At 67.8% G+C, this 24938-nt stretch carries 25 protein-coding genes and 1 tRNA gene; 15 read left to right on the plus strand and 11 right to left on the minus strand.

The window, feature by feature from the left end:
- Positions 1-61: 61 nt before the first annotated feature.
- A complete protein-coding gene (locus MMB92_RS07325) occupies positions 62-1036 on the plus strand; it encodes a GlxA family transcriptional regulator (RefSeq protein ID WP_006483565.1) in 975 nt (324 codons plus the stop codon).
- A 164-nt stretch (positions 1037-1200) separates the two neighbouring features.
- Entirely contained in the window at positions 1201-2175 is a 975-nt protein-coding gene (locus MMB92_RS07330) for a LysR family transcriptional regulator (RefSeq protein ID WP_006483560.1), read from the plus strand.
- A 108-nt stretch (positions 2176-2283) separates the two neighbouring features.
- Here MMB92_RS07330 and MMB92_RS07335 read toward each other — a convergent pair.
- The 4 genes from MMB92_RS07335 to MMB92_RS07350 form a co-directional block, all read right to left on the minus strand.
- Positions 2284-2360 (minus strand) — tRNA-Met (locus MMB92_RS07335).
- A 160-nt stretch (positions 2361-2520) separates the two neighbouring features.
- Positions 2521-4179, minus strand: a complete 1659-nt coding sequence (locus MMB92_RS07340; protein ID WP_006483562.1) for an MFS transporter — start codon at positions 4177-4179, stop codon at positions 2521-2523.
- Between the two features lie 228 nt (positions 4180-4407).
- A complete protein-coding gene (locus MMB92_RS07345; RefSeq protein WP_048987137.1) occupies positions 4408-5955 on the minus strand; it encodes a sensor histidine kinase in 1548 nt (515 codons plus the stop codon).
- Between the two features lie 17 nt (positions 5956-5972).
- Positions 5973-6701 (minus strand): response regulator transcription factor, encoded by a 729-nt coding sequence (locus tag MMB92_RS07350; RefSeq protein ID WP_006497347.1) that lies wholly within the window; start codon positions 6699-6701, stop codon positions 5973-5975.
- On the opposite strand from MMB92_RS07350, the gene MMB92_RS07355 reads away from it, so the two are divergent.
- The 10 genes from MMB92_RS07355 to MMB92_RS07400 all read left to right on the plus strand — a co-directional run bounded on the left by MMB92_RS07355 (position 6700) and on the right by MMB92_RS07400 (position 16049).
- Positions 6700-6918: a hypothetical protein gene (locus MMB92_RS07355; RefSeq protein ID WP_124550975.1), complete on the plus strand. Its 219-nt coding sequence runs from the start codon at positions 6700-6702 to the stop codon at positions 6916-6918. The genes MMB92_RS07350 and MMB92_RS07355 overlap by 2 nt on opposite strands.
- Positions 6888-7958 (plus strand): recombinase RecA, encoded by a 1071-nt coding sequence (gene recA / locus MMB92_RS07360; protein WP_006486701.1) that lies wholly within the window; start codon positions 6888-6890, stop codon positions 7956-7958. The genes MMB92_RS07355 and recA overlap by 31 nt, the downstream gene beginning before the upstream one ends.
- Positions 7958-8821: a recombination regulator RecX gene (gene recX / locus MMB92_RS07365; protein WP_277562619.1), complete on the plus strand. Its 864-nt coding sequence runs from the start codon at positions 7958-7960 to the stop codon at positions 8819-8821. Before recA ends, recX begins: the two co-directional genes overlap by 1 nt.
- 146 nt (positions 8822-8967) lie before the next feature.
- The gene (locus MMB92_RS07370; protein ID WP_034178260.1) at positions 8968-9576 is read left to right on the plus strand and encodes a DUF2889 domain-containing protein; all 609 of its coding nucleotides are present in this window, start codon (positions 8968-8970) and stop codon (positions 9574-9576) included.
- A 68-nt stretch (positions 9577-9644) separates the two neighbouring features.
- On the plus strand, positions 9645-10811 hold the full coding sequence (sucC, locus tag MMB92_RS07375) for an ADP-forming succinate--CoA ligase subunit beta (protein ID WP_006491644.1): 1167 nt from the start codon (positions 9645-9647) through the stop codon (positions 10809-10811).
- Between the two features lie 64 nt (positions 10812-10875).
- Positions 10876-11757, plus strand: a complete 882-nt coding sequence (sucD, locus tag MMB92_RS07380; RefSeq protein ID WP_006477916.1) for a succinate--CoA ligase subunit alpha — start codon at positions 10876-10878, stop codon at positions 11755-11757.
- A gap of 157 nt (positions 11758-11914) precedes the next feature.
- Positions 11915-12619 carry a TerC family protein gene (locus MMB92_RS07385; protein ID WP_006497345.1) on the plus strand — a complete coding sequence of 235 codons (705 nt, stop codon included), beginning with the start codon at positions 11915-11917 and terminating at the stop codon, positions 12617-12619.
- A gap of 97 nt (positions 12620-12716) precedes the next feature.
- Complete coding sequence (locus MMB92_RS07390; RefSeq protein ID WP_124633816.1) at positions 12717-13313, plus strand: pilin; 597 nt, start codon at positions 12717-12719, stop codon at positions 13311-13313.
- Positions 13314-13468: 155 nt separating this feature from the next.
- The gene (locus MMB92_RS07395; RefSeq protein ID WP_034201903.1) at positions 13469-15247 is read left to right on the plus strand and encodes a Wzy polymerase domain-containing protein; all 1779 of its coding nucleotides are present in this window, start codon (positions 13469-13471) and stop codon (positions 15245-15247) included.
- A gap of 451 nt (positions 15248-15698) precedes the next feature.
- On the plus strand, positions 15699-16049 hold the full coding sequence (locus MMB92_RS07400; RefSeq protein ID WP_006482365.1) for a TonB family protein: 351 nt from the start codon (positions 15699-15701) through the stop codon (positions 16047-16049).
- 351 nt (positions 16050-16400) lie between these two features.
- Here MMB92_RS07400 and moaC read toward each other — a convergent pair whose 3' ends face one another.
- The gene (gene moaC / locus MMB92_RS07405; protein ID WP_006482362.1) at positions 16401-16889 is read right to left on the minus strand and encodes a cyclic pyranopterin monophosphate synthase MoaC; all 489 of its coding nucleotides are present in this window, start codon (positions 16887-16889) and stop codon (positions 16401-16403) included.
- Between the two features lie 269 nt (positions 16890-17158).
- On the opposite strand from moaC, the gene MMB92_RS07410 reads away from it, so the two are divergent.
- The gene (locus MMB92_RS07410; RefSeq protein ID WP_060210828.1) at positions 17159-18853 is read left to right on the plus strand and encodes a M48 family metalloprotease; all 1695 of its coding nucleotides are present in this window, start codon (positions 17159-17161) and stop codon (positions 18851-18853) included.
- Between the two features lie 39 nt (positions 18854-18892).
- Here the strand turns inward: MMB92_RS07410 and MMB92_RS07415 are convergent, their stop codons facing one another.
- The 6 genes from MMB92_RS07415 to MMB92_RS07440 all read right to left on the minus strand — a co-directional run bounded on the left by MMB92_RS07415 (position 18893) and on the right by MMB92_RS07440 (position 23451).
- On the minus strand, positions 18893-19480 hold the full coding sequence (locus MMB92_RS07415) for a DUF2946 family protein (protein WP_062884344.1): 588 nt from the start codon (positions 19478-19480) through the stop codon (positions 18893-18895).
- Positions 19473-20510: a hydrolase gene (locus tag MMB92_RS07420; RefSeq protein WP_006482501.1), complete on the minus strand. Its 1038-nt coding sequence runs from the start codon at positions 20508-20510 to the stop codon at positions 19473-19475. The genes MMB92_RS07415 and MMB92_RS07420 overlap by 8 nt, the downstream gene beginning before the upstream one ends.
- A 33-nt stretch (positions 20511-20543) precedes the next feature.
- Positions 20544-20990, minus strand: coding sequence for a nuclear transport factor 2 family protein (locus MMB92_RS07425; protein ID WP_006477934.1), 447 nt, complete (start codon positions 20988-20990; stop codon positions 20544-20546).
- A 115-nt stretch (positions 20991-21105) separates the two neighbouring features.
- Positions 21106-22143 (minus strand): lipopolysaccharide heptosyltransferase II, encoded by a 1038-nt coding sequence (gene waaF, locus MMB92_RS07430; RefSeq protein ID WP_006482498.1) that lies wholly within the window; start codon positions 22141-22143, stop codon positions 21106-21108.
- Between the two features lie 139 nt (positions 22144-22282).
- Positions 22283-22477, minus strand: coding sequence for a zinc-finger domain-containing protein (locus tag MMB92_RS07435; protein ID WP_006482499.1), 195 nt, complete (start codon positions 22475-22477; stop codon positions 22283-22285).
- 50 nt (positions 22478-22527) lie between these two features.
- Positions 22528-23451, minus strand: a complete 924-nt coding sequence (locus tag MMB92_RS07440) for a branched-chain amino acid transaminase (RefSeq protein ID WP_006481735.1) — start codon at positions 23449-23451, stop codon at positions 22528-22530.
- 207 nt (positions 23452-23658) lie between these two features.
- Here MMB92_RS07440 and MMB92_RS07445 point away from each other — a divergent pair, with 207 nt between their 5' ends.
- Entirely contained in the window at positions 23659-24414 is a 756-nt protein-coding gene (locus MMB92_RS07445) for an AzlC family ABC transporter permease (RefSeq protein ID WP_006481734.1), read from the plus strand.
- Positions 24411-24734: an AzlD domain-containing protein gene (locus tag MMB92_RS07450; RefSeq protein ID WP_006477942.1), complete on the plus strand. Its 324-nt coding sequence runs from the start codon at positions 24411-24413 to the stop codon at positions 24732-24734. The genes MMB92_RS07445 and MMB92_RS07450 overlap by 4 nt, the downstream gene beginning before the upstream one ends.
- The last annotated feature ends 204 nt before the right edge of the window (positions 24735-24938 follow it).

Raw genomic sequence — 24938 nt, forward strand, 5'->3', positions numbered from 1 at the left:
GATTCTAGGCGCGTAGTGTTTGGCGAAATTGCCATATCCCCCACGTTTTCAGCCAATCGCCATGCCTGCCGCCGCCCCGCGCTCGATCCTGGTCCTCGCGTTTCCCCGTGCGCAACTGCTCGATGTGACGGGCCCGCTGCAGGTATTCGCGTCCGTCAACGAGCTCGCGCTGGAGCGCGGGCAGCCGGCGCCGTATGCGCCGCGCGTCGTGGCCGTCGAAGCGGGACCGGTCGAGACGTCGTCGGGCCTCGTCGTGATGGCCGAGTCGCTGCGCGCGGCCGCGCGCCATCCCGATACGCTGATCGTCGCCGGCGGCAAGGGCGTGCATGCGGCGTCGAAGGACGCGCGGATGGTGCGCTGGGTGCGGCAGCAGGCCGGGCGCGCGCGGCGCGTGGCGTCGGTCTGCACCGGTGCGTTCCTGCTCGCCGAAGCCGGCCTGCTCGACGGGCGGCGCGCGGTCACGCACTGGGCGCGCTGCGACGAATTCGCGGCGCGCTATCCGAACGTGCGCGTCGAACCGGACCCGATCTTCATCCGCGAAGGCGCGCTGTGGACGTCGGCCGGTGTGACGGCCGGCATCGATCTCGCGCTCGCGCTGGTCGAGGAGGATCTCGGGCGGGCGACCGCGCTCGACGTCGCGCGCGAACTCGTCGTGTTCCTGAAGCGTCCGGGCGGGCAGGCGCAGTTCAGCACGATGCTGTCGATGCAGCGCACCGCCGACCGGTTCGGCGAGCTGCACGCATGGATGGCCGAGCACCTGACGGCCGACCTGTCGGTGCCCGCGCTCGCCGAGCGCGTGAGCATGAGCGAACGCAGTTTCGTGCGCCACTATCGCGCGGCAACTGGCCGCACGCCCGCGCGCGCGGTCGAACAGATCCGTGTCGAGGCCGCGCAACGCCTGCTCGGCGAAACGGCGTGGTCCGTCAAGCGGATCGCCGGGCGTTGCGGCTTCGGTTCCGAGGAGACGCTGCGGCGCAGTTTCGTGCGCGTGCTGGGGGTGTCGCCGCAGGGATATCGCGAGCGGTTCGTGCGGTAACGTACGACGGATGAGCGGGCTCGCCCGGAACTGCACGGAAACGACGCGATTTCCAGTCCGAAGCGTCGAAACTATTCGGTATCGGAGAACAATAGACGGGGGCTTGTGCCGCGCTTGTCGCGCGCTCTATTCTGTTCCGTTGGCGATTCGAAGGGGGAAGCAGCATGGACCGAATCCAGGCAATGGAAGTTTTTACCCGCGTGGTCGACGCGAACAGCTTCACGCGGGCGGCCGACACGCTCGCGATGCCGCGCGCGTCGGTGACGACCATCATTCAGAATCTCGAGGCGCTGCTCGGCGTGCGCCTGATGCACCGGACGACGCGCCGGCTGTCGCTGACGCCGGAGGGCGCCGCATACTACGAGCATTGCATGAAGATCATCGCGGAGATCGCCGAGGCCGACGCGAGTTTCCAGACCGGCAACCGCAAGCCGAGCGGCGTGCTGCGCGTCCACATGCCGAGTTCGCTCGGGCGGCGCATCGTGCTGCCGTCGCTGTCGATCTTCCGGCAGCGCTATCCGGACATCACGCTCGAGCTGGGATTGTCCGACCGTTACGTCGATCCGGTCGAGGAAGGCATCGACTGCATGATCCGGGTCGGCCCGCTCGAGGATTCGTCGATGGTCGCGCGGCGCATCGGGATGCTCAAGCGCGTGACGTGCGCGTCGCCCGATTACCTCGCCCGTCACGGCGAGCCGAACGAGATTGCCGATCTCGTCGAACATCATGCGGTGAATTTCCGGTCGAGCCATGGCGCGCGGGCGATTCCGTGGGTGTTCATGATCGACGGCAAGCCGTTCGAGGTGCGGATGAACGGCAGCGTGACGGTCAACGACTCGGATGCGTACGTGACGTGCGGGCTCGAAGGCTTCGGGATGATCCAGCCGACGCTGTTCATGGTGCTGCCGAACCTGCTCGACGGATCGCTCGTCGAGGTGCTGCCGGACTGCAATCCGAAGCCGAAACCGATCTCGATCGTCTATCCGCACAACCGGCATCTGTCGCAGAAGGTGCGCGTGTTCGCCGACTGGATCGCGGAGGTGTTCGAGTCGACGCCGGCGCTGGAGGGCGGGGAGAACTGGCGGGGGAAGCTGCGGGCGCAGACGCCGGATGCGCAGCGCGGCGCGGTGGTGGCGTAGTCGCGGCGCAGCGCGCGGCCTGAAGGCGGGCAGCGCGCGACACCGCGTGGGCCGGATGAGGCAATGAAAAAAGCCGCTGTTTCTTTCGAAACAGCGGCTTTTCGCATTTGGTGGCGAATCAGGGATTCGAACCCCGGACCTGCGGATTATGATTCCGTCGCTCTAACCGACTGAGCTAATTCGCCGTGAAGACTTGAATTATGTCGATCGGCCGGTCAGCTGTCAATACCTTTTTCCATCTTTCCCGAAAAAAGTTGCCGGCGGCTCGTGCCGGCCTCCGTCGCGGGCGGGAGCCGGGCGCCGGAAGGCGATCCTCCGCCGGCCGTCCCCGCCGCGGACCCGACATCAATCCTGCGCGTAGATGTCCGAGTCCTTCGTCTCCTTGACGAACAGCAGGCCGATCACGAACGTGGCCAGCGCGATCACGATCGGATACCAGAGCCCCGAGTAGATGTTGCCCTTCGCCGCGACGATCGCGAACGCGGTTGCCGGCAGGAAGCCGCCGAACCAGCCGTTGCCGATGTGATAGGGCAGCGACATCGACGTGTAGCGGATCCGCGTCGGGAACATCTCGACCAGCATCGCGGCGATCGGGCCGTAGACCATCGTCACGAAGATCACGAGGATGGTCAGAATCACGATCGTCATCGGCCAGTTGAGCTGCGCCGGGTCGGCCTTCGCCGGATAGCCGGCCCCCTTCAGCGTCGACGCGAGCGTCTTGTCGAACGCCGCACCCTGCGTCTTCGCATCGGCCGCCTTGCCGTCGTAGGTCTGGATCACCGTGTCGCCGACCTTGATTTCGGCCAGCGTCCCGGCCGGGGCCGCGACGTTCTCGTAGTTCAGGCCGGCCTTCGCGAGCGCGCTTTTCGCGATGTCGCACGAGCTGGTGAACTTCGACGTGCCGACCGGGTTGAACTGGAACGAGCAGGTAGCCGGATCGGCGACGACCGTGATCGGCGCCTTCTGCGTCGCGAGTTCGAGCTGCGGGTTCGCGTAGTGCGTGAGCGCCTTGAACAGCGGGAAGTAGGTCAGCGCGGCGATCAGGCAGCCGGCAAGGATGATCGGCTTGCGGCCGATCTTGTCCGACAGCGAACCGAAGAACAGGAAGAACGGCGTGCCGATCAGGAGCGCGATCGCGATCAGGATGTTCGCGCTGGCGCCGTCGACCTTCAGCGTCTGCGTGAGGAAGAACAGCGCGTAGAACTGGCCCGTGTACCACACGACCGCCTGGCCGGCCGTCAGGCCGATCAGCGCGAGGATCACGATCTTCAGGTTCTTCCACTGGCCGAACGCTTCGGTCAGCGGCGCCTTCGACGTCTTGCCTTCCGCCTTGATGCGCAGGAACACCGGCGATTCATTCAGTTGCAGCCGGATCCACACCGATACCCCGAGTAGCAGGATCGACGCGACGAACGGCACGCGCCAGCCCCAATTGCCGAACGCTTCCTCGCCGATGAACGTGCGCACGCCGAGGATCACGAGCAGCGACAGGAACAGGCCGAGCGTGGCCGTCGTCTGGATCCACGCGGTGTAGAAGCCGCGACGGTTGGCGGGCGCATGCTCGGCGACGTAGGTCGCCGCGCCGCCGTATTCGCCGCCGAGCGCGAGGCCCTGCAGCAGCCGCATCGCGATGAAGATCACGGGAGCGGCGATGCCGATCGACGCGTAGCCGGGCAGGAAGCCGACCACGAACGTCGAGACGCCCATGATCACGATCGTCACGAGGAACGTGTGCTTGCGGCCGACGAGGTCGCCGAGCCGGCCGAACACGATCGCGCCGAACGGCCGCACCGCGAAACCGGCCGCGAAGCCGAGCAGCGTGAAGATGAACGCGGCGGTCGGATTGACGCCGGAGAAGAAGCTCTTGCTGATGTAGGCCGCGAGCGAGCCGGCCAGGTAAAAGTCGTACCACTCGAACACGGTGCCGAGCGACGACGCGAAGATCACCTTCTTCTCTTCGCCCGTCATCGGCGAGTGCGAAATTTGCCCGCCTAACGTTGCCATGAATCGTCTCCAAGTCCCTTGATATAGATGTGCGGCCGCCTTGGGAGGGGCGGGCCTGTCGACGATTATTGGCACGGAAACTTACGGCGCACTGACTCGCGCGCACAAAACGACTGCGCGTTAACCCGTGTCGAATCGGCGGCTTCGCGCGCGGATCGTGACGCGAACGTCCGGTAAAGCGCCGGTTTCGACGTATCTGCAGCCGAGCCGCGGCGGCGTACGTCAGGGTTAATCCGGGGCGGTGTCGGTCAGCGGCAGGCTGATGCGCACGAGCGTGCCGGCGAGACGCGGCGCATGCTGGTAGACGTGATCGTCGAGCGTCAGCGTGCCGCCGTGCTGCGTGGCGATCTCGCGCACGATCGCGAGCCCGAGGCCGCTGCCGTCGCCTTCGCGGCCGAGGATCCGGTAGAAGCGCTCGACGACGCGCTCGCGCTCGCCGGCCGGGATGCCGGGGCCGGTATCCTCGACTTCGAGATGCACGCGCCGCGCCGCGCGCTCGGCCCGCACGCGCACCGTGATGCGTCCGCCTTCCGGCGTGTAGCGGATCGCGTTGTCGATCAGGTTGCCGAGCATCTCGCGCAGCATCACCGGGTTGCCGTCGACGTCGAGCGGCGCGTCGTCGTCCGGGCCTTCGTAGCCGAGGTCCATGCGTTTCGCGAGCGCGGCCTGCACCCAGTCGCGCACCGCGCGCCGCGCGAGCGCGGCGATCTCGACCGGCTCGAACGTCAATCCGCTCGCACGGTTCTCGGCGCGCGCGAGCGCAAGCAGTTGCGTGACGAGCCGCGCGGCCTGCTCGGAACTCGTCGCGATCTGCTCGAGCGAGCGCTGCACGTCGGGCGGGACCGGGTGGCGCATCGCGAACTCGGCCTGCGTGCGCAGGCCCGCGAGCGGCGTCTTCATCTGGTGCGCGGCGTCGGCGATGAAGCGTTTCTGCAGCGCCATGTTCTGTTCGAGGCGTGCGAGCAGGTCGTTGAACGACGTGACGAGCGGTTCGATCTCGGGCGGCGCGCGCTGCGCCTCGACGGGCGACAGGTCGTCGGGCCGGCGCGCGCGGATGTGCGCCTGCAGCGCGTTGAGCGGCGCGAGCCCGCGCGACAGCCCGAACCAGACGAGCAGGATCGCGAGCGGCAGGATCACGAATTGCGGCAGGATCACGCCCTTGATGATGTCGTTCGCGAGCGCGTTGCGCTTGTCGAGCGTCTCGCCGACCTGCACCAGCACGGGCTGCGCGCCGCTCGTCTGCGGCAGCGCGACGGTCGTATACGCGACCCGCACGTCGTTGCCGCGCAGCAGGTCGTCGCGGAACACGACGACGCCCGGCGGCGGGCGGTCCTCGTCGCGCGGCAGCGGCATGTCGGCTTCGCCCGCGACCAGCTCGCCGCGCGTGCCGAGCACCTGGAAGTAGACGCTGTCGATGTTGTCCGCGCGCAGGAAGTCGCGCGTCTGCTCCGGCAGCGTCAGCTCGGCGACGCCGTTGACCGGATGGATCTGGCGCGCGAGCACGTACGCGTTGGTCTCGAGCGCGCGGTCGAACGGGCTGTTCGCGATCGTTTTCGCGACGAGATAGGTGACGGCGATGCTCATCGGCCACAGCAGCAGCAGCGGCGCGAGCATCCAGTCGAGGATTTCGCCGAACAGCGAGCGCGGGCGCGGCGTTTCGGGCGATTCGGTTTCGTCGGGCGGCGCGAACGGGTTCTCGTAGCGCGCGTCGCGTGCCTCGTCGGCGGCCGACGACGGCGCGCCGGTCGGGTGGCGGGAGTGGGCCGGCGTGGCCATCGCGGCGACGCTCGGCGTCAGCGCAGCGGCGTGCCGGCCGCCGCGGGCTGGGGCGCCGCCGTGTCGGCCGGCGTCGCGGGCGCGACCTTCTCGAGGCAATAGCCGAGGCCGCGCACGGTCGAGATCCGCACGCCGCTCGGTTCGATCTTCTTGCGCAGCCGGTGCACGTAGACTTCGATCGCGTTGTTGCTGACTTCCTCGCCCCATTCGCACAGGTGATCGACGAGCTGTTCCTTCGATACGAGCCGGCCGATCCGCTGCAGCAGCACCTCGAGCAGGCCCAGTTCGCGCGCGGAGAGATCGAGCACGTGATCGTTCGCATACGCGATGCGGCCGACCTGGTCGAACGCGAGCGAGCCGTGGCGCACGACGGTCGGGCCGCCGCCGGCGCCCCGCCGGGTCAGCGCGCGCACGCGCGCCTCGAGCTCGTTGAGCGCGAACGGCTTGGCCATGTAGTCGTCGGCGCCGAGGTCGAGTCCCTTCACGCGTTCGTCGACGCTGTCGGCGGCGGTCAGGATCAGCACGGGAAGATTGGAATTGCGCGCGCGCAGGCGCTTGAGCACGTCGAGCCCGGACATTTTCGGCAGCCCGAGATCAAGGATCAGCAGGTCGAAAGTCTGCATCGACAGCGCGGTGTCGGCGTCGACGCCGCTCTTCACGTGATCGACGGCATAGCCCGATTGGCGGAGTGACCGGGTGAGGCCGTCCGCGAGTATGCTGTCGTCTTCGGCGATGAGAATTCGCATGTTGCTGACCGATGCCGGCAGGGCGTTCGCGCCGGCGCGGCTGTCTCCGAAGTTATTCGTGCACAACGCGCTGCATTGCGGGCTTGCACAAAACACTGTTTTTTTATACAGTGTCTGCATTCGTGGGCAGCGCTTGAAAGGGGCGCGCCTCCAACAGACGCTGCTCATCATAGCAAAGGACGATTCATGGAAGATAGCAAGAAGGGCTCCGGGATGACCGCCGAGAAGAGCAAGGCGCTGGCGGCCGCGCTCGCGCAGATCGAAAAGCAGTTCGGCAAGGGCTCGATCATGCGGATGGGCGACGGCGAAGCGGCCGAGGATATCCAGGTCGTCTCCACGGGGTCGCTGGGTCTCGACATCGCGCTGGGCGTCGGCGGCTTGCCGCGCGGCCGGGTGGTCGAGATCTACGGTCCGGAATCGTCCGGTAAGACCACGCTCACGCTGCAGGTCATCGCCGAGCTGCAGAAGCTGGGCGGCACCGCGGCGTTCATCGACGCCGAGCACGCGCTCGACGTTCAATATGCCGCGAAGCTCGGCGTGAACGTGCCGGAGCTGCTGATCTCGCAGCCGGACACCGGCGAGCAGGCCCTCGAAATCACCGATGCGCTGGTGCGCTCGGGCTCGATCGACATGATCGTCATCGACTCGGTCGCGGCGCTCGTGCCGAAGGCCGAAATCGAAGGCGAGATGGGCGATTCGCTGCCGGGTCTGCAGGCCCGCCTGATGTCGCAGGCGCTGCGCAAGCTGACCGGCACGATCAAGCGCACGAACTGCCTCGTGATCTTCATCAACCAGATCCGGATGAAGATCGGCGTGATGTTCGGCAACCCGGAAACCACGACGGGCGGTAACGCACTGAAGTTCTACTCGTCGGTGCGTCTCGATATCCGCCGGATCGGCTCGATCAAGAAGAACGACGAGGTGATCGGCAACGAAACCCGCGTGAAGGTCGTCAAGAACAAGGTGTCGCCGCCGTTCCGCGAAGCGATCTTCGACATCCTGTACGGCGAAGGCATTTCGCGTCAGGGCGAGATCATCGATCTCGGCGTGCAGGCGAAGATCGTCGACAAGGCGGGCGCCTGGTACAGCTACAACGGCGAGAAGATCGGCCAGGGCAAGGACAACGCGCGTGAATTCCTGCGCGAAAATCCGGAAATCGCGCGCGAGATCGAGAACCGCATCCGCGAATCGCTCGGCGTCGTCGCAATGCCCGATGGCGCAGGCAACGAAGCCGAGGCGATGGACGAAGAAGAGTGATGGTTGCGCGCCGAGGTCAGGCCGGCGAGCCGGAGGAGCACGACACGCCCGAAACGGCGGGTCGCTCCGGCCGGCGAGGCGGATCCTCGGGCGCCGACCGGCGGAGCGCAGGCGGCAACGCCGCGAACCGCACCGCGACGAGGGCATCCGACGATGCCCTCGTTTCGTTTGAGATTGCCGCACCGGACGATCCGTTCGACGACGATGAGTCGTTCGACGCGCACGATCGGTCCCGCCGTCGCGTGTCCGGTGTCCGCTTCCCGGTCGATCGCACAGCCGATGCGCCGGCGACGGAAGATGTCTATACGCGCAGCAGCCAGCATCCGCGCCGCGCACGCCGTGCGGCCGGCGCGTCTTCCGGCGATGCCTCGAGTGACGCGCCGGGCGCCCGCGAGCGCAAGTCGTCGAAGCCGCCGCGGTCGTTGAAGGGCCGCGCGCTCGGCTATCTGTCGAGGCGCGAATACAGCCGCGCGGAGCTCGCGCGCAAGCTCGCACCCTACGTCGGCGAGGACGAATCCGTCGAGCCGGTGCTCGATGCGCTGGAAAAGGAAGGCTGGTTGTCCGACGCCCGTTTCGCCGAGAGCCTCGTGCATCGCCGCGCGTCGCGTGTCGGCGTCGCGCGCATCGTCAGCGAGCTGAAGCGCCACGCGGTCGGCGACAGTCTCGTCGAAGCGGTGAATGCACAATTGCGCGAGACCGAGTTGACGCGCGCGCAGGCCGTCTGGCGCAAGAAATTCGGTGCACTGCCGCAAACGCCCGCCGAGCGCGCGAAGCAGGCGCGCTTCCTGGCCGCGCGCGGCTTCTCGAGCGCGACCATCGTGAAGTTGCTGAAGGTCGGCGACGATTTCCCGATCGACGACTGACGGGCCCGGTCGCGCGCGTGGCGCGCGATTTTGCTGCATTGCAACCGCTTCCGGACAGGCGGGAATACCCGCCGTCGCGGCAAACTGTCTCAAATACCCAATATGCTAAAATCCACGGGTTTTCCTCTTCGGCCTCAACCTCCAGCATGCCGCTATCCGAGCCCGTGCCCCGTCAGTTGCGACATCGACGCGCAATCCGAGCGGAAGCCTACGAGCGCGGCGACGGCTTGTGGGACATCGAAGCCTGCCTGACCGACCACAAGCCGCGCGATGTCGCGCTTGCGTCGGGCATCCGGCCCCAGGGCCTGCCGATCCACGAACTCTGGCTGCGCGTGACCATCGATCGTGACCTCAATGTCGTCGACGCCGAAGCGTCTTCGGAATGGGTGCCCTATCCCGGTCACTGTCAGTCCGCCCCGCCTGCCTATCGGGCCCTCATCGGGCTCAATCTCTTCCGCAATTTCCGCCGCAACGCGAACCGGCTGCTCGCCGGCGTCGCAGGCTGCTCCCATCTCACCGAACTGTGCGCCGTGCTGCCGACGGCCGCGATCCAGGCGTTCGCCGGTGATGTGTGGAACGTGCGCGAGGAGGGCGGCGAGGGGCCGGATCATGACGACGCGCACGCCGAACCGCCTTTCCAGCTCGGCCGCTGCCGGGCGCTGCGATTCGACGGCGAGGTCGTGCGGCAGTACTACCCGAAGTGGTATGGCCCGCTTCGGCCGGATTTGCCCGGTGAAGGCAGCACGAAGGAATGAACGGAAATCATTCGAAGAAGCGTCTTAAGCGACTTTTCATCCAACTCTCAGACTGAAGGGAATCACGCATGAAGATTCACGAGTACCAGGGTAAGGAAATCCTGCGGAAATTCGGAGTCGCGGTACCGCGCGGCAAGCCGGCGTTCTCGGTTGACGAGGCCGTCAAGGTGGCGGAAGAGCTCGGCGGCCCGGTATGGGTCGTGAAGGCTCAGATTCACGCGGGTGGCCGTGGCAAGGGCGGCGGCGTGAAGGTGGCGAAGTCGATCGAGCAGGTCCGCGAATACGCGAACCAGATCCTCGGCATGCAACTCGTCACGCACCAGACCGGTCCGGAAGGCCAGAAGGTCAACCGTCTGATGATCGAAGAAGGCGCCGACATCAAGCAGGAACTGTACGTCAGCCTCGTCGTCGATCGCGTGTCGCAAAAGATCGTTCTGATGGGTTCGAGCGAAGGCGGCATGGACATCGAAGAAGTCGCCGAAAAGCACCCGGAACTGATCCACAAGGTCATCGTCGAGCCGTCGACGGGCCTGCTGGACGCGCAGGCCGACGACCTCGCCGCGAAGATCGGCGTGCCGGCTGCTTCGATCCCGCAAGCGCGCGCGATCCTGCAAGGCCTGTACAAGGCATTCTGGGAAACCGACGCATCGCTGGCTGAAATCAACCCGCTGAACGTCTCCGGCGACGGCAAGGTCACCGCACTCGACGCGAAGTTCAACTTCGACTCGAACGCGCTGTTCCGCCACCCGGAAATCGTCGCGTACCGCGATCTGGACGAAGAAGATCCGGCTGAAATCGAAGCGTCGAAGTTCGACCTCGCGTACATCTCGCTCGACGGCAACATCGGCTGCCTCGTGAACGGCGCGGGCCTCGCGATGGCGACGATGGACACCATCAAGCTGTTCGGCGGCGAACCGGCGAACTTCCTGGACGTCGGCGGTGGCGCGACGACGGAGAAGGTCACGGAAGCGTTCAAGCTGATGCTGAAGAACCCGGGCCTGAAGGCGATCCTCGTGAACATCTTCGGCGGCATCATGCGCTGCGACGTGATCGCGGAAGGCGTGATCGCCGGTTCGAAGGCCGTGAACCTGAACGTGCCGCTCGTCGTGCGCATGAAGGGCACGAACGAGGACCTCGGCAAGAAGATGCTGGCCGATTCGGGCCTGCCGATCATCTCGGCGGACAGCATGGAAGAGGCTGCGCAGAAGGTCGTCGCGGCTGCCGCAGGCAAGTAACGCTATCGAATACGCATGGCGGCGCGGTTTGCACGCGACGCCCATCGAACAGAGGTCAAAATACATGTCGATTCTGATCAACAAGGACACGAAGGTCATCACGCAGGGCATTACCGGCAAAACCGGTCAGTTCCATACGCGCGCCTGCCGTGAATACGCAAACGGCCGCGAAGCATTCGTCGCGGGCGTGAACCCGAAGAAGGCCGGCGAAGACTTCGAAGGCATTCCGATCTACGCGAGCGTCAAGGAAGCGAAGGCGGAAACCGGCGCGACCGTGTCGGTCATCTACGTGCCGCCGGCAGGCGCGGCGGCTGCGATCTGGGAAGCGGTCGAAGCCGACCTGGATCTCGCGATCTGCATCACGGAAGGCATTCCCGTCCGTGACATGATCGAAGTGAAGGACCGCATGCGTCGCGAAGGCCGCAAGACGCTGCTGCTCGGGCCGAACTGCCCGGGCACGATCACGCCGGACGAACTGAAGATCGGCATCATGCCGGGTCACATCCACCGCAAGGGCCGCATCGGCGTCGTGTCGCGTTCGGGCACGCTGACGTATGAAGCCGTTGCGCAGCTGACGGCACTGGGCCTCGGCCAGTCGTCGGCAGTCGGTATCGGCGGCGACCCGATCAACGGTCTGAAGCACATCGACGTGATGAAGATGTTCAACGACGATCCGGATACGGACGCGGTCGTGATGATCGGCGAAATCGGCGGTCCGGACGAAGCCAACGCGGCCGAGTGGATCAAGGACAACATGAAGAAGCCGGTCGTCGGCTTCATCGCGGGCGTCACGGCGCCCCCGGGCAAGCGCATGGGCCACGCCGGCGCGCTGATCTCGGGCGGTGCGGATACGGCCGAGGCGAAGCTGGAAATCATGGAAGCGTGCGGCATCACCGTCACGCGCAACCCGTCGGAAATGGGCCGTCTGCTGAAGAAGGCGCTGTAATCATTTCCCCCGGGCTCGTCCTGCAGAAAACGCCGGCTTTGCCGGCGTTTTTTGTTATGCTGCCGCAATGAATTCGTAAGCACCGGGCATGCGTCCTGCATGTGCCGGCGATGAACCGGGTCGCCCTCGGAGCGGCCGCTGTCCTTTCCTCACCGCCATGCTCGAATTCCTGACCTCGCTGCACTGGGGCGCGATTCTCCAGATCGTCATCATCGATATCCTGCTCGGCGGCGACAACGCGGTCGTGATCGCGCTGGCCTGCCGCAACCTGCCGGCGAACCAGCGGCTGCGCGGCGTCGTCTGGGGCACCGCCGGGGCGATCCTGTTGCGTGTCGCATTGATCACGTTCGCGGTCGCGCTGCTCGACGTGCCATTCCTGAAGTTCGGCGGCGGGCTGCTGCTGCTGTGGATCGGCATCAAGCTGATGGCGCCGGCCGCCGACGCGCACGACAACATCAAGCCGGCCGACCGGCTGTGGGACGCCGTGAAGACGATCGTGATCGCCGATGCGGTCATGAGCCTCGACAACGTGATCGCGATCGCCGGCGCGGCCGAGCAGGCCGACCCGTCGCACCGGATCGCGCTCGTGATCTTCGGGCTCGTCGTCAGCGTGCCGATCATCGTGTGGGGCAGCACGCTGGTGCTGAAGCTGCTCGACCGTTTCCCGGTCGTCGTCGCGCTCGGCGCCGGGCTGCTCGGCTGGATCGCGGGCGGGCTGATCGTGAACGACCCGGTCGGCGATCGCTGGCCGGTGCTCGATACGCCGCCGGTGGTCTACGGCGCGAGCATCGCCGGCGCGCTGTTCGTCGTGGCGATCGGTTACGCACTCAGAAAACGCCGCAGTGCGCCGCACGCGCACTGACTAGGCCATCCGGCCGACTGCCGGCTTCGCCGCCCGCTGGCTACGATCGAGACGCCTGCCTGTATCGGCAGGCGTTTTTCGTTTCCGGAGCCTGTCCATGTTCGAAGCCTTTTCCGTTTCCCTGTTCCGTCGCGTGGCCGCCGACCTGCGGCGCGCGAACCGGCCATCGCCGCGCTGGCGGCCGGCCGGCTTCACGCTGATCGAACTGATGATCGTGCTCGCGATCGTCGGCGTCGTCGCGGCCTATGCGATTCCCGCGTACCAGGATTACCTCGCGCGGTCGCGCGTCGGCGAGGGGCTGGCGCTCGCATCGTCGGCGCGGCTCGCGGTCGCCGACAACGCGGCGAGCGGCACGAGCCTCGACGGCGGCTACAGCCCGCCTGCCGCGACCCGCAATGTCGAGTCGGTCGCGATCGACGGCGCGACCGGTCAGATTACGGTCGCGTTCACCACCCGCGTCGCCGCGGCCGGCACGAATACGCTGGTGCTCGTGCCGTCCGTGCCCGACAAGGCCGATACGCCCACCGCGCGCGTGCCGCTCAAAAAGGGCACGATACAAGCCGGCACGATCGCGTGGGAATGCTTCGCCGCCGGCAAGGATGCGTCGTCGCTGCCGGCACCGGGAGCCGGGCCGTTGCCGAGTAACGCCGCGACGTTGCCCGCGAAATATGCGCCTGCGGAGTGCCGCGCATAGGTCCGGCGCGGAACGATGGCGCCGGGGCATGCGGCCTGCCGTCCGCCGCTTCGGCCGGCGGGGCGCCGGCCCCGCGCCGGCTCGCGGAGCGACAGCCCCGCACAGAGCAGGGAAAGTTTTGTATAGTGCGCCGGTTGCTGACATCCGGTTCGCTCATGCCTTCTACTTTTTCCCGTTCGTTGTCGCTCGTTGCGCTGGCTGTCGCCCTGATCGTGCCGTACGCGATCACGAATCACACGTATCCGATCCCGACCTTCTATTCCGAGTTTTCCGCGCTGGTGCTGTATCTGCTGGTGGGCGTGTCCGTCGTGCTGCTCGCGCGCACCGGCCGTCCGGCCGAGCCGTTTGCCGCGCCGGCCGCGTTCGCGGTGCCGCTCGGCTTTGCGGTGGTGCTGCTCGCGCAGGTTGCGCTGATCCCGCTCAAGGTGCCGTCGATGAACTGGCTCGCGCTCGGGTATCTGGCCGCTGCGCTGGTCGCGATGCAGGCCGGCTATGCACTGGCGCGCGACGGGATGGCGGAAACGGTGTGGCCGATGATGGCCGGTGCGCTGCTCGTCGGCGGCGTGTTCGCGGTCGGTACCCAGATCGTGCAGCTGTTCCACCTCGAGTCGGCCGTCTCGCCGTTCGTCGTGGTGTACAACATCGCGGTCGACCGCCGTCCATACGGCAACATGGCGCAGGCGAACCATCTGGCCAGCTACATCGCCTTCGCGCTCGCGGGCGCGCTGTATCTGGTGCAGACGCGCCGGCTCGCGGTGTGGGCATGGCTTGCGCTGTCGCTCGTGCTGTCGGTCGGTCTCGCGCTCACGGTGTCGCGCGGGCCGTGGCTGCAGGTCGCGGTGATGGTCGTCGCGGGCTTCTGGATGGCGTGGGTCGAATCGCGCCGCACGCCGGGCAATGCACGCGCGTGGCTGATCCCGGTCGTGCTCGCGGCCGCCTTCATCGCGGTGAACGTCGCGGTGCGCTGGGCCAACGTGCACTATCACCTGAATCTCGCGGAGTCGGCCGCCGACCGGATGCGCGACGCCGGGCAGATCGCGCCGCGCCTCGCGCTGTGGAAGTACGGGCTCGCGATGTTCCGCGAGCATCCGCTGCTCGGGGTCGGCTGGGGCGAATTCCCGTCGCACCAGTTTGCGCTGGTGCGCACGCTCGGCGGCGTCGAGATCGCGAACAACTCGCACGACATCTTCATCGACCTGCTCGCGAAGTCCGGTCTCGTCGGGCTCGGTGTGCTCGCCGTCACGCTCGTCGCGTGGTTCGTGCGCGCGGTGCGTGCGCCGCAGTCGAGCATGCGCGTGTTCGGCTTCGCGCTGATCGGCATCCTGCTGATGCATGCGCTGGTCGAGTATCCGCAGCAGTACATGTTCTTCCTGCTGCCGGCGATGTTCGTGATCGGGCTGCTCGACGTGAAGCCGCTGCGCATCCTGCCGGGGCGGGCGGCCTTCGGGCTGTTCGCGGTGCTGTCGTTCGGCGGCGTGCTGGCGGCGGTGCCCGTGCTGCGCGACTACCAGCGCGCGGAAGTGCTCTATTACGGCAGCAGCCCGGCCGCGCAGTACCGCGATGCGCCGTCGCTGCTGTTCGGCGCGTGGGGCGATTACGGTGCGGCGACGCTGCTGCCGATTTCGCCGGACGATCTGCCGGCCAAGCTCGCCGCGCACGAGCGCGCGATCGCGCTGTTGCCCGGCGAGACGGTGCTGCGTCGCTACGCGGTGCTGCAGGCGCTGGCCGGCCGCGAAGCCGACGCGCTCGATACCGTCGCACGCCTGCATGTGTTCGCGAAGGAACTGAAGGACTGGCCGCAACAGCTGGCCGCGTTGTACAAGCTGTGCGACCAGGAGCCCGCGCTGAAGACGTTCAGGGCGGCCGTCGTCGCGAAATACGGGGAAGCGCCGGCCGACGAGGGCGACGACTCGGACGACGACGATTCGGATTGACGCCTGTCGTGCGCGCCGGAACGGGGAATTCCGGCGTCGATCGCGGGGGGCTTGAGGCGGCTGACGTCGGAGCCACACGACGTGGCCTGTCGCGCGGCAATCCGTCGGATCTCGATTACCTCGCGGATCGCGCGGATTCCGGCCGAACGAGCAGCGATTCGCGTCAACCATTGTCAAATTGACGCCGCTGACCTGGCGGCGCGTGCACAATGCGCGAAAGCGTTTGCGTGCCCGCAGGCGCCGGGCATCGCCGGTGCGAATACGGCAGATTTCCCGGCTATTCGGGCATTGCGCCGAGCAGGATCGCGGCCGAGCATCGCTCGGTCGTGCGGCCGTAACGGGGCGCCGGTCCGATGGCCGCGGCGCAGTGCGACACATGCGATGCGGCCGGGGAAGGCTGCCGGCCTGCGGTGCGTGTGCCCAGAACAGTGCTGAAGAACGATATTCGACCATGGCCATTCGCTCGACCTACCTGATCCTGCCTGCCGCCGCGATGCTGTTTTCCGGCTGCGCGATGTTGTCGTCATCGCAGGAAAGCAAGCTGACCTGCCACATTCCGCGGGCCGTCTATCCGGATACCGCGAAGCCGCTCACGCGTCCGGCGACGGTGCTCGTGCGCGCGCTGATGACGACGTCCGGCGAAGCGCAGAACGTCACCGTGACGACGAGCAGCCGCAATGCGGCGGCCGATCGCGCGGCCGTCGAAGCGATGACGCACGCGACCTGCGTGCAGACCGGCGCGACCGCGAATCCTTTCTTGCTGACCCAACCGTTCGTGTTCGAGCCGCAGCGCGGGCAGTGACGCGGGGCGGGCGCCGCGCCGTGGCGCGCGGTCCAGATTCAGTTCCGGGGTATCGGGTTCGTGCCGCGACAGTCCGGCGGGGCACGAATGGCGCGAACCCGTCGCGCGTCCGTCGATCAACGCATCGTGACGATGTTTTCCCGCGCTTGCCCGTCAGGGCCGGTTCACATGGGAACGGATAGCTGCCGGCACGGTGGCGCACCGGGGCACGCATACGGCAGCGGCGCAACGCATTTCACCGAATCGCTCCCCATCGGCGACGTGGTTTCCTGATGGTCTGTCGTCCGACCGGGAAATCACGACAACCATCGATTCCCCACGAGCTGCGCGCGAGTGCGTCGCGGCGGGCGCTCAACCCGCGACGTCTTCCGCCTTCCAGTCCCCCGACTTCCCACCGCGCTTCTCCCGCACGCTCACGTCGGTGATCACCATCCCGCGATCGACCGCCTTGCACATGTCGTAGACGGTCAGCAGCCCGACCTGGACGGCCGTCAGCGCTTCCATCTCGACGCCGGTCCGGCCGAACGTCTCGACCTGCACGACGCAGTGGACGCCCGGCAGCGCGTCGTCGAGTTCGAAGTCGACGGCCACGCGCGTCAGCGCGAGCGGATGGCACAGCGGAATGAGATCGGCCGTGCGTTTCGCGCCCTGGATCGCCGCGATGCGCGCGACGCCGAGCACGTCGCCTTTCTTCGCCTTGCCGTCGCGGATCAGCGCGAACGTGGCCGGCAGCATCCGGATCGTGCCGCGCGCGATCGCGATGCGTTGCGTTTCCTGCTTGCCACCGACGTCGACCATGTGGGCGTGGCCGGCGGCGTCGAAATGGGTGAGTCCTGACATGTCTTCCTCTGGTGGAACGGAGTGCGCGTGCACGTGCGTCGATCCTGCTTCGCGATCGGCAGGCCACCGGATGCCATACCGGCGCGACGAACCGATCCAACCGCTCAACGGGCGCCTATCATAGCAGCGGCGTTCGCGTTGCCGGAGGCGCAGATGACGCACGCGCGGTACGGGACAGTCATCGCGGCGCCGGTACAATGACCCGAATATTCAGACCAAACGCCGCGATGCGCGCCGCTCGCGCGGGACGGCGTCGTTTTCATCCTGCCATGCGTGTCAAACAGTTGCTTGCCGTGTCGCTGTCGGCGGCGCTCGCGCTACCGCCGGGCGGCCATGCGCAGAGCGCCTCCGCGCCGCCGCTCGAGCCGGCGGCCGGCGGCGCGACGTCGATTTCCACCGTGCCGTCCGGCATCGCGACCGGCGTGTTCGGCACGTACGGCGGCGCGGAGAGCCGGTTCTCGGGCGCGGGCGGTGCGTCGGCGCCGGTCGCGAGCCTGCGCGCGCCGCTGCGGGCACTGGAGCTGCCCGATCTAGGCGACGGCTCCGGCGGTGCGCTGACGCCGCGGGCCGAGCGCCGGCTCGGCGAGCGCGTGATGCGCGAAGTGCGGCGCGATCCCGACTATCTCGACGACTGGCTCGTGCGCGACTACCTGAACGCGATGGCGGCGCGGCTCGCGGCCGCGGCGGCGGCGCGCTACATCGGCGGTTACGCGCCGGACTTCGACCTGTTCCCGGTGCGCGATCCGCAGATCAACGCGTTCTCGATGCCGGGCGGCTTCATCGGAATCAACAGCGGGCTGGTGGTCACGACGCAGACGGAGTCGGAGCTCGCGTCGGTGGTCGGCCACGAGATGGGCCACGTGCTGCAGCGGCACATCGCGCGGATGATCGGCGCGAGCGAGAAGACCGGCTACACGGCGCTTGCGACGATGCTGCTCGGCGTGCTGGCCGGCGTGCTCGCGCGCAGCGGCGATCTCGGCAGCGCGATCGCGATGGGCGGACAGGCGTACGCGGTCGACAACCAGCTGCGCTTCTCGCGGTCGGCCGAGCGCGAGGCCGATCGCGTCGGCTTCCAGTTGCTAGCGGGAGCGGGCTACGACCCGTACGGCATGCCCGGCTTCTTCGAGCGGCTGGACCGCGCGTCGATGGGCGATGCGGGCGTGCCGGCCTATGCGCGCACGCACCCGCTGACCGGCGAGCGGATCGCCGACATGGAAGATCGTGCACGTCGCGCGCCATACCGGCAGCCACGCCAGTCGGCCGAATACGGGTTCGTGCGTGCGCGGCTGCGCGTCCTGCAGAACCGGGCGCCGACCGACATCTCGGCCGAGGCGCGGCGGATGCAGCTGGAGATCGACGATCGCACGGCGCCGAACGTCGCGGCGAACTGGTACGGCATCGCGCTCGCGAACACGCTGCTCGGCCAGTACGATGCGGCGGACAAGGCGCTCGCGTCGGCGCGCAGCGCGTTCGATGCGCGCGAGCGGCGCGACGACGATCCGGCGACCAGCTCGCCGAGCCTCGACGTGCTGGCCGCGGACCTCGCCCGCCGCGCGGGCCGGACCGACGACGCGGTACGGCTGTCGGCGCTCGCGCAGCGGCGCTGGCCGGCGTCGCACGCGGCGATCGTCGCGCACCTGCAGGCGCTGATCGCCGCGCGCCGCTTCGCCGAAGCGCAGACGCTCGCACGGGCGCAGGCGAAGGCCGACCCCGAACAGCCGGACTGGTGGGATTACCTCGCGAAGTCGAGCGACGGCAAGGGCGACGTGCTCGCGCGGCGTCGCGCGCTGGCGGAGAAGCTGGCGCTCGACGGCGCGTGGCCGTCGGCGATCCGGCAACTGAAGGAAGCGCGCGACGCGAAGGATGTGTCGTTCTACGAGCAGTCGATCATCGGCGCACGGCTGCTGGAATTCGAGGCGCGCTACAAGGAAGAGCGCGACGACGAGAAGAACGGCCGCGGGTAGCGGCCGTCGCGCGGCGAACGCGGAAGGCGCGGCGGCGGGTCAGTTGCCGCTGTCGGCGGCATCGCGTGCGTGGCGCGCCGGGCTGGGAATGTAGCCGAACCGCGCAGGCACGTCGGCGCACGCGATGCTGCCAAGCGGCAGCGAGCGGCCGTCGCGCCAGCGCAGCACGGGTGGCTCCGCGTCGAAATCCGCGTGGTCGGCGAACAGCCCGAGATCGTGATCGTGCAGTGCCGCGATGCGCGGCGGTGTGCCGGCATCGCGAAACAGCACGCCGCCGCCGTCATCGAGCCACGCTGCGTCCGGTTCGAACGGGGCGCCCGTCTGGTCGGTGAGCGCGAGCTGCCCGTCGCGTTCGGCGAGCCGCACGACCCACGGCGTATAGGCGAGTTCGACGTACACGCGCTGCGGCCCGTTCTGGAAGAACCACTGGCCCTGCGCGTCGCATTCGTAGTTGCGGCCGATGAACGCGTTCAGCGCCGCATGCCGGATCGGCGAGCCGAGCTCGCCGGCCGCCTGCGCCGCGTCGTCGCGCAGCCGCCATGCGCCGCGCCGGTCGAGCAGCAGCCAGCCGGTGCAATGCGGCACGTTCGGCCATTTGGCGAGTGCCTGCCTGACGATGTCATCCATGGTCGACGAATTTCGAGCAATAGCCGAACACCCGCGCCGACAGCCAGTCGAGGCGGCCGGGGAACGGCCCGGTCATGAAACCCGCATGGCCGCCGTGCGCGGGCTGGTCGAGCTCGACGGCGGGCGACACGTCGGCCGGGCCCGGCAGCGCCGATTCCGGCAGGAACGGGTCGTTGCGGGCGTTGAGGATCAGCGTCGGCACGTCGATCGCGGGCAGCAGCGGCCGCGTGGTCGCCTGCGTCCAGTAGTCGTCGGCGTTCGCGAAACCGTGCAGCGGCGCGGTCACGACCTCGTCGAAGTCGCGCATCGTCACGGCCTGCAGCATCGCGTCGCGGTCGAACAGCCCCGGATACTGGTCGAGCTTCGCGAGCGCCTTGCGCTTGAGCGTCTTCAGGAAGCTGCGTGTGTAGACCATCGCGAACCCCTGCGACAGCGCGCGGCCGCCCGCATGCACGTCGATCGGCGTCGAGATCGCGGCGGCGGCGCGCACGATCGACGTGTCGCTGCGATGCTCGCCGAGCCAGCGCAGCAGCACGTTGCCGCCGAGCGATACGCCGGCCGCGACCAGCGGCCCGCGATGCTGCGCGGCGAGCCGGCGCAGGATCCAGTCGACCTCGGCGCTGTCGGCGAGATGGTAGAAGCGCGGCTGGCGGTTGATCTCGCCGCTGCAACTGCGGAAGTGCGGCACCACGGCGTGCCAGCCGTTCGCGCGCGCGGTGGCCATCATCGCGAGCGCGTAGTGCGACGCGGAGCTGCCTTCGAGACCGTGGAACAGCACGAACAGCGGCGCGTCGGGCGCCGGCGCCGCGCTGTCGAGGTGCGCGACCCAGTCGAGGTCGATGAAGTCGTGGTCGGGGGTTTCCCATCGCTCTCGCCGGTAAGCGACAACCGGACGCCGCGCGAACAGCGCGGGCACGATGGTTTGCACATGGCTGTTGGGCAGCCAGCGCGGTGCGCGATAGCGCAGTGTGTCGTCGTCGGGGGCCGGGGCCCCGGTCAGCGGCGAGGTGGGCGGAGAAGCCGTACTCATGATCGCCCCGCTAATGCGTTGCTTCGTTCTTCGTCAGTGCAGCGGACCCTGCCCGTGACGGATCTTCGCGGCGAATTGTCCGGCCGCCTGTTCAGGAATCGGGCTCGCGTGGATGTGCGCGATGCGCCATTCGCCGCGTTCGTGGATCATCACGTACGTCGCGAAAACCATGTCGGGTTCGGCCGTCAGGTCGGCCTGCTGATGCGCTTCGGCGATCGTATAGACGACCGTGCCGAGGCTGTCGTACACGCGGATGTCGAGCGGCTCGATCGTGACCGGACGCGTCGCGAGCCGGTTGGCGAGCCCGCCGCGGATCTGGTCGAGGCCGTGCAGATGCTCGCCGTCCGCCCACACGCAGCTGGCGAAATCCTCGTCGATCCACAACGCCAGCAGCGCGTCGAGATTGGCATCCGCGACGGCCTGGTAGTAGGCGTTCAGCGTATCGGCAGCGGCTTCGAAGAGGCGGGCAAAACGTGGCATCGGGGTTGTCTCTCGCGCGCGTCGCGCGCCGTATTCAGCACGGCGGCCCGGATCGAGCCGCCGCACACCGGTGAATCGGATTGCCCGGCGCGCCGTGCGACGCTGCCGGTCAGGGTCAGCGCTGCCCGACGAGCATGCCGCGCAAATCGCCGAATACCTGCTCCGGACCGAGTTCGCGCAGGCACTTCAGGTGGCCGAGCGGGCACTCGCGTTCGAAGCAGGGACTGCATTCGAGATGCAACCATTGTACCTTCGCCAGCTCCGACAGCGGAGGGGTGTGGCGCGGATCGGTCGATCCGTACAACGCGACGAGCGGCCGGCGCAGCGCGGCCGCGACGTGCATCAGCCCGGAATCGTTGGTGACGACCGCGTTCGCGCGCGCGATCAGCGCGCACGCCTCGGACAACGACGTCTGCCCGCACAGGTTGCGCACGTTCGGCGCGTGGTCGGCGATCGCCTGCGCGGCCGCGGCATCCTTCTGCGAGCCGAGCGCGACGATCTGCGTATACGGGAACGACTGGTGCACGATGGTCGCGAGCGACGCGAAGTGCTCGGGCGGCCAGCGCTTGGCCGGGCCGTATTCGGCGCCGGGGCAGAACACGACGAGCGGCTTGCGTGTATCGAGATTGAAACGTGCGGACACCCGCGCCGTTTCGTTCAGGTCGGCGTCCAGGCGCGGGGCGGGCAGCGTCTTCATCGACTCGGGCAGCTTCGCGCCCGGCGCGTACGCGAGCGCCGCGTAGTGGGTCGTCATCGGCGGCCGCTCGCCCGACTTGTCGGGGTTCGCGTGGCGCACGTTGAGCAAGCCGTAGCGGTGCTCGCCCGTATAGCCGATCCGCAGCGGGATGTTCGCGAGCCACGGGATCACCGCGGACTTCAGCGAATTCGGCAATACGTACGCCGCGTCGTAGCCGACGTCGCGCAGGTCGCTCGCGAGCTGCCAGCGGCGCAGCAGCTGCAGCTTGCCGTGCGCGAGATCGGTCGCGTGGACATCGTGGATCTCGGGCATCCGCTCGAGCACGGGCGCGACCCACGAGGGTGCGACGGCATCGATCGCGATGCGGGGATGGAGTTTCTTCAGCAGCGCAAAAAGCGGCTGCGCCATCAATGCGTCACCGATCCAGTTCGGTGCGATAACCAGCGCTCGACGCATCAGGTCGACTTCCGATGTCGTAATGAAGCACGGCGCTCGGGCGCCGCGTTCGGGTTGCCAGAATGGGGAACGGCGGCGCACCGGACTTCCGGCTGCGCCGCCTTGCGGGTCGGTGGGCCTTCAGGCCCGGCCGCCGGGCTCAGTGGCCCTTGACGACCTCGCCGTCGCGCAGCTTGTAGCGCGTGCCGCAGTACGGGCAGCGCGCCTCGCCGTGCGACACGTCGATGAAGACGCGCGGGTGCGCGTTCCAGCGGGTCATGGCCGGGTTCGGGCAGTAGGCGGGAAGATCCTTGGCCGTCAGCTCGACCAGCGGCATTTCCTTGATTTCACTCATGAGACTTTCTCTTATCACTCTTGTGTGGGGCGGTCGGTCGCGCGGCGCGCTCAGACCTTCGTCAGCCAGTGCGCGTACTTCGCGTTCTTGCCCGACACGATATCGAAAAACGCCGACTGGAGCTTTTCCGTGATCGGGCCGCGCGCGCCGCTGCCGATCGTGCGGTTGTCGAGCTCGCGGATCGGCGTGACTTCGGCGGCCGTGCCGGTGAAGAACGCTTCGTCGGCCGTGTAGACCTCGTCGCGCGTGATGCGCTTCTCGATCACCTCGATGCCGGCGTCCTTCGCGAGCGTGATGACCGTGTCGCGCGTGATGCCGTCGAGGCACGACGACAGGTCGGGCGTGTACAGCTTGCCGTTGTTCACGAGGAAGAAGTTTTCGCCCGAGCCTTCCGACACGTAGCCGTCGACGTCGAGCAGCAGCGCTTCGTCGTAGCCGTCGGCCGTCGCTTCCTGGTTCGCCAGGATCGAGTTCACGTACCAGCCCGACGCCTTCGCGCGCACCATCGACACGTTCACGTGGTGGCGCGTGAACGACGACGTCTTCACGCGGATGCCCTTCGCGAGACCGTCTTCGCCGAGGTACGCGCCCCACGGCCATGCGGCGATCGCGACGTGGATCGTGTTGCCCTTCGCCGCCACGCCGAGCTTTTCCGAGCCGACCCAGATGATCGGGCGCAGGTAGCACGACTCGAGCCGGTTCTCGCGCACGACCGCGAGTTGCGCGGCTTCGAGCGTTTCGCGGTCGAACGGCACGTCCATCTGGAAGATCTTCGCCGAATTCAGCAGACGTTTGGTGTGCTCGGGCAGGCGAAAGATCGCGGTGCTGCCGTCGGCCGCCTTGTACGCACGCACGCCCTCGAAGACGCCCATGCCGTAGTGCAGCGTGTGGGTCAGGACGTGGATCTTGGCGTCGCGCCAGTCGATCAGCTTGCCGTCCATCCAGATCTTGCCGTCGCGGTCGGCCATTGACATAGGATTCTCCTGGAAGCGGTGAGGTGCTGCGGGTTGTATGCAGCGTTGAGCCGGAAAGACGCGTATTTTAGCGTCATTTGGCGACGATCCGGTCGGACGGCGCGGGGCCGGCGCTATAATCGTCCGGTACCGATTCCAATAACGATGGGTCGCACCGGCAGGAGGCGCCGGCGTCCCGACGAACCGCCCGCTGCGGCCCGCTTTCCCATGCTCGCTCGATTGTCCGCCACCGACCGCTTCGCGCTGATCCAGGGCGCGCGCGACTATTCCCCGACACTGATGGCGATCCTGTCCTGGGGGCTCGTCACCGGCATCGCGATGAGCAAGTCCGTGATGACGCTCGGGCAGGCGAGCGCGATGTCGCTGTTCGTCTACGCGGGCTCGTCGCAGCTCGCGGTGCTGCCGCTCCTCGCGGCGAAGCTGCCGATCTGGACCGTGCTGCTCACGGCCGCGATGGTCAACATGCGCTTCGTGATCTTCAGCGCCGGGCTGGCGCCGCATTTTTCCTACCTGCCGCTGTGGCGGCGTCTCGCGATCGGCTATTTCAACGGCGACGTGATCTACCTGCTGTTCCAGAAACAGGGCTTCGCGTACGGCCGCGTGCCGGGCAAGGAAGCCTATTTCTGGGGGATGGCGCTCGCGAGCTGGGCGTCGTGGCAGGTGTCGTCGCTCGCCGGCATCCTGCTCGCGAGCTTCTTTCCCGCGAGCTGGGGGCTGGAGCTGGCCGGCACGCTCGCGCTGATCCCGATCATGGTGTCGGCGGTCGCGAACCGCTCGACGCTCGCGGCCGTCGCGGTCGCCGGGATCGTGTCGCTCGTCGCGTTCGACCTGCCGTACCGGCTTGCGCTGCCGCTCGCGGTGCTCGCCGCGCTCGCGGCCGGCTGCACGGCCGACTTCTTCGTCGAGCGGGCCGACTGGCGGCGCATCCGTACCGAAACCGTGCACGAAAAGGAGATCGAATGAGCGCGACCGAGATCTGGATCGTCATCGTCGGGATGACGATCGTCACGGCGGTCACGCGCGCGCTGTTCCTGATCGGCGGCGAGCGCACCGTGCTGCCCGAACGCGCGCAGCGCGCGCTGCGCTACGCGCCGGCCGCCGCGCTGGTCGCCGTCGTGCTGCCCGACGTGCTCGAAACGCCGGCCGGCCTGTCGTTCGCGCTGTCCAACCATCCGTTCTACGCGGCGCTCGCCGGCCTCGGCTGGTTTTTGTGGCGGCGCAGCATGCTCGGTACGATCGTCGTCGGAATGCTCGTCTTCACCGCGTTGCGCCTGATCTTCTGATGGGCCGCCGTTCCGGCTCGCCCGGCGCCGCCCGGTTGCGTCGGCGAATTGCTGCGTTGCGGCAATATGTCGGTTCCGGCGCGCGATCCCAAATAGGCGGAATTCGCCGCCGCACGGGTCAGTCTGCCGGGTGGATCGGCTAGAATGCCCGTTCGAGATTTTTTACCCGTGCGCGTCATGCGAACCGCCAGCCACGGCCGCATC

It is taken from the genome of Burkholderia sp. IO2, assembly GCF_029522185.1.
Lineage (GTDB): Bacteria > Pseudomonadota > Gammaproteobacteria > Burkholderiales > Burkholderiaceae > Burkholderia > Burkholderia cenocepacia.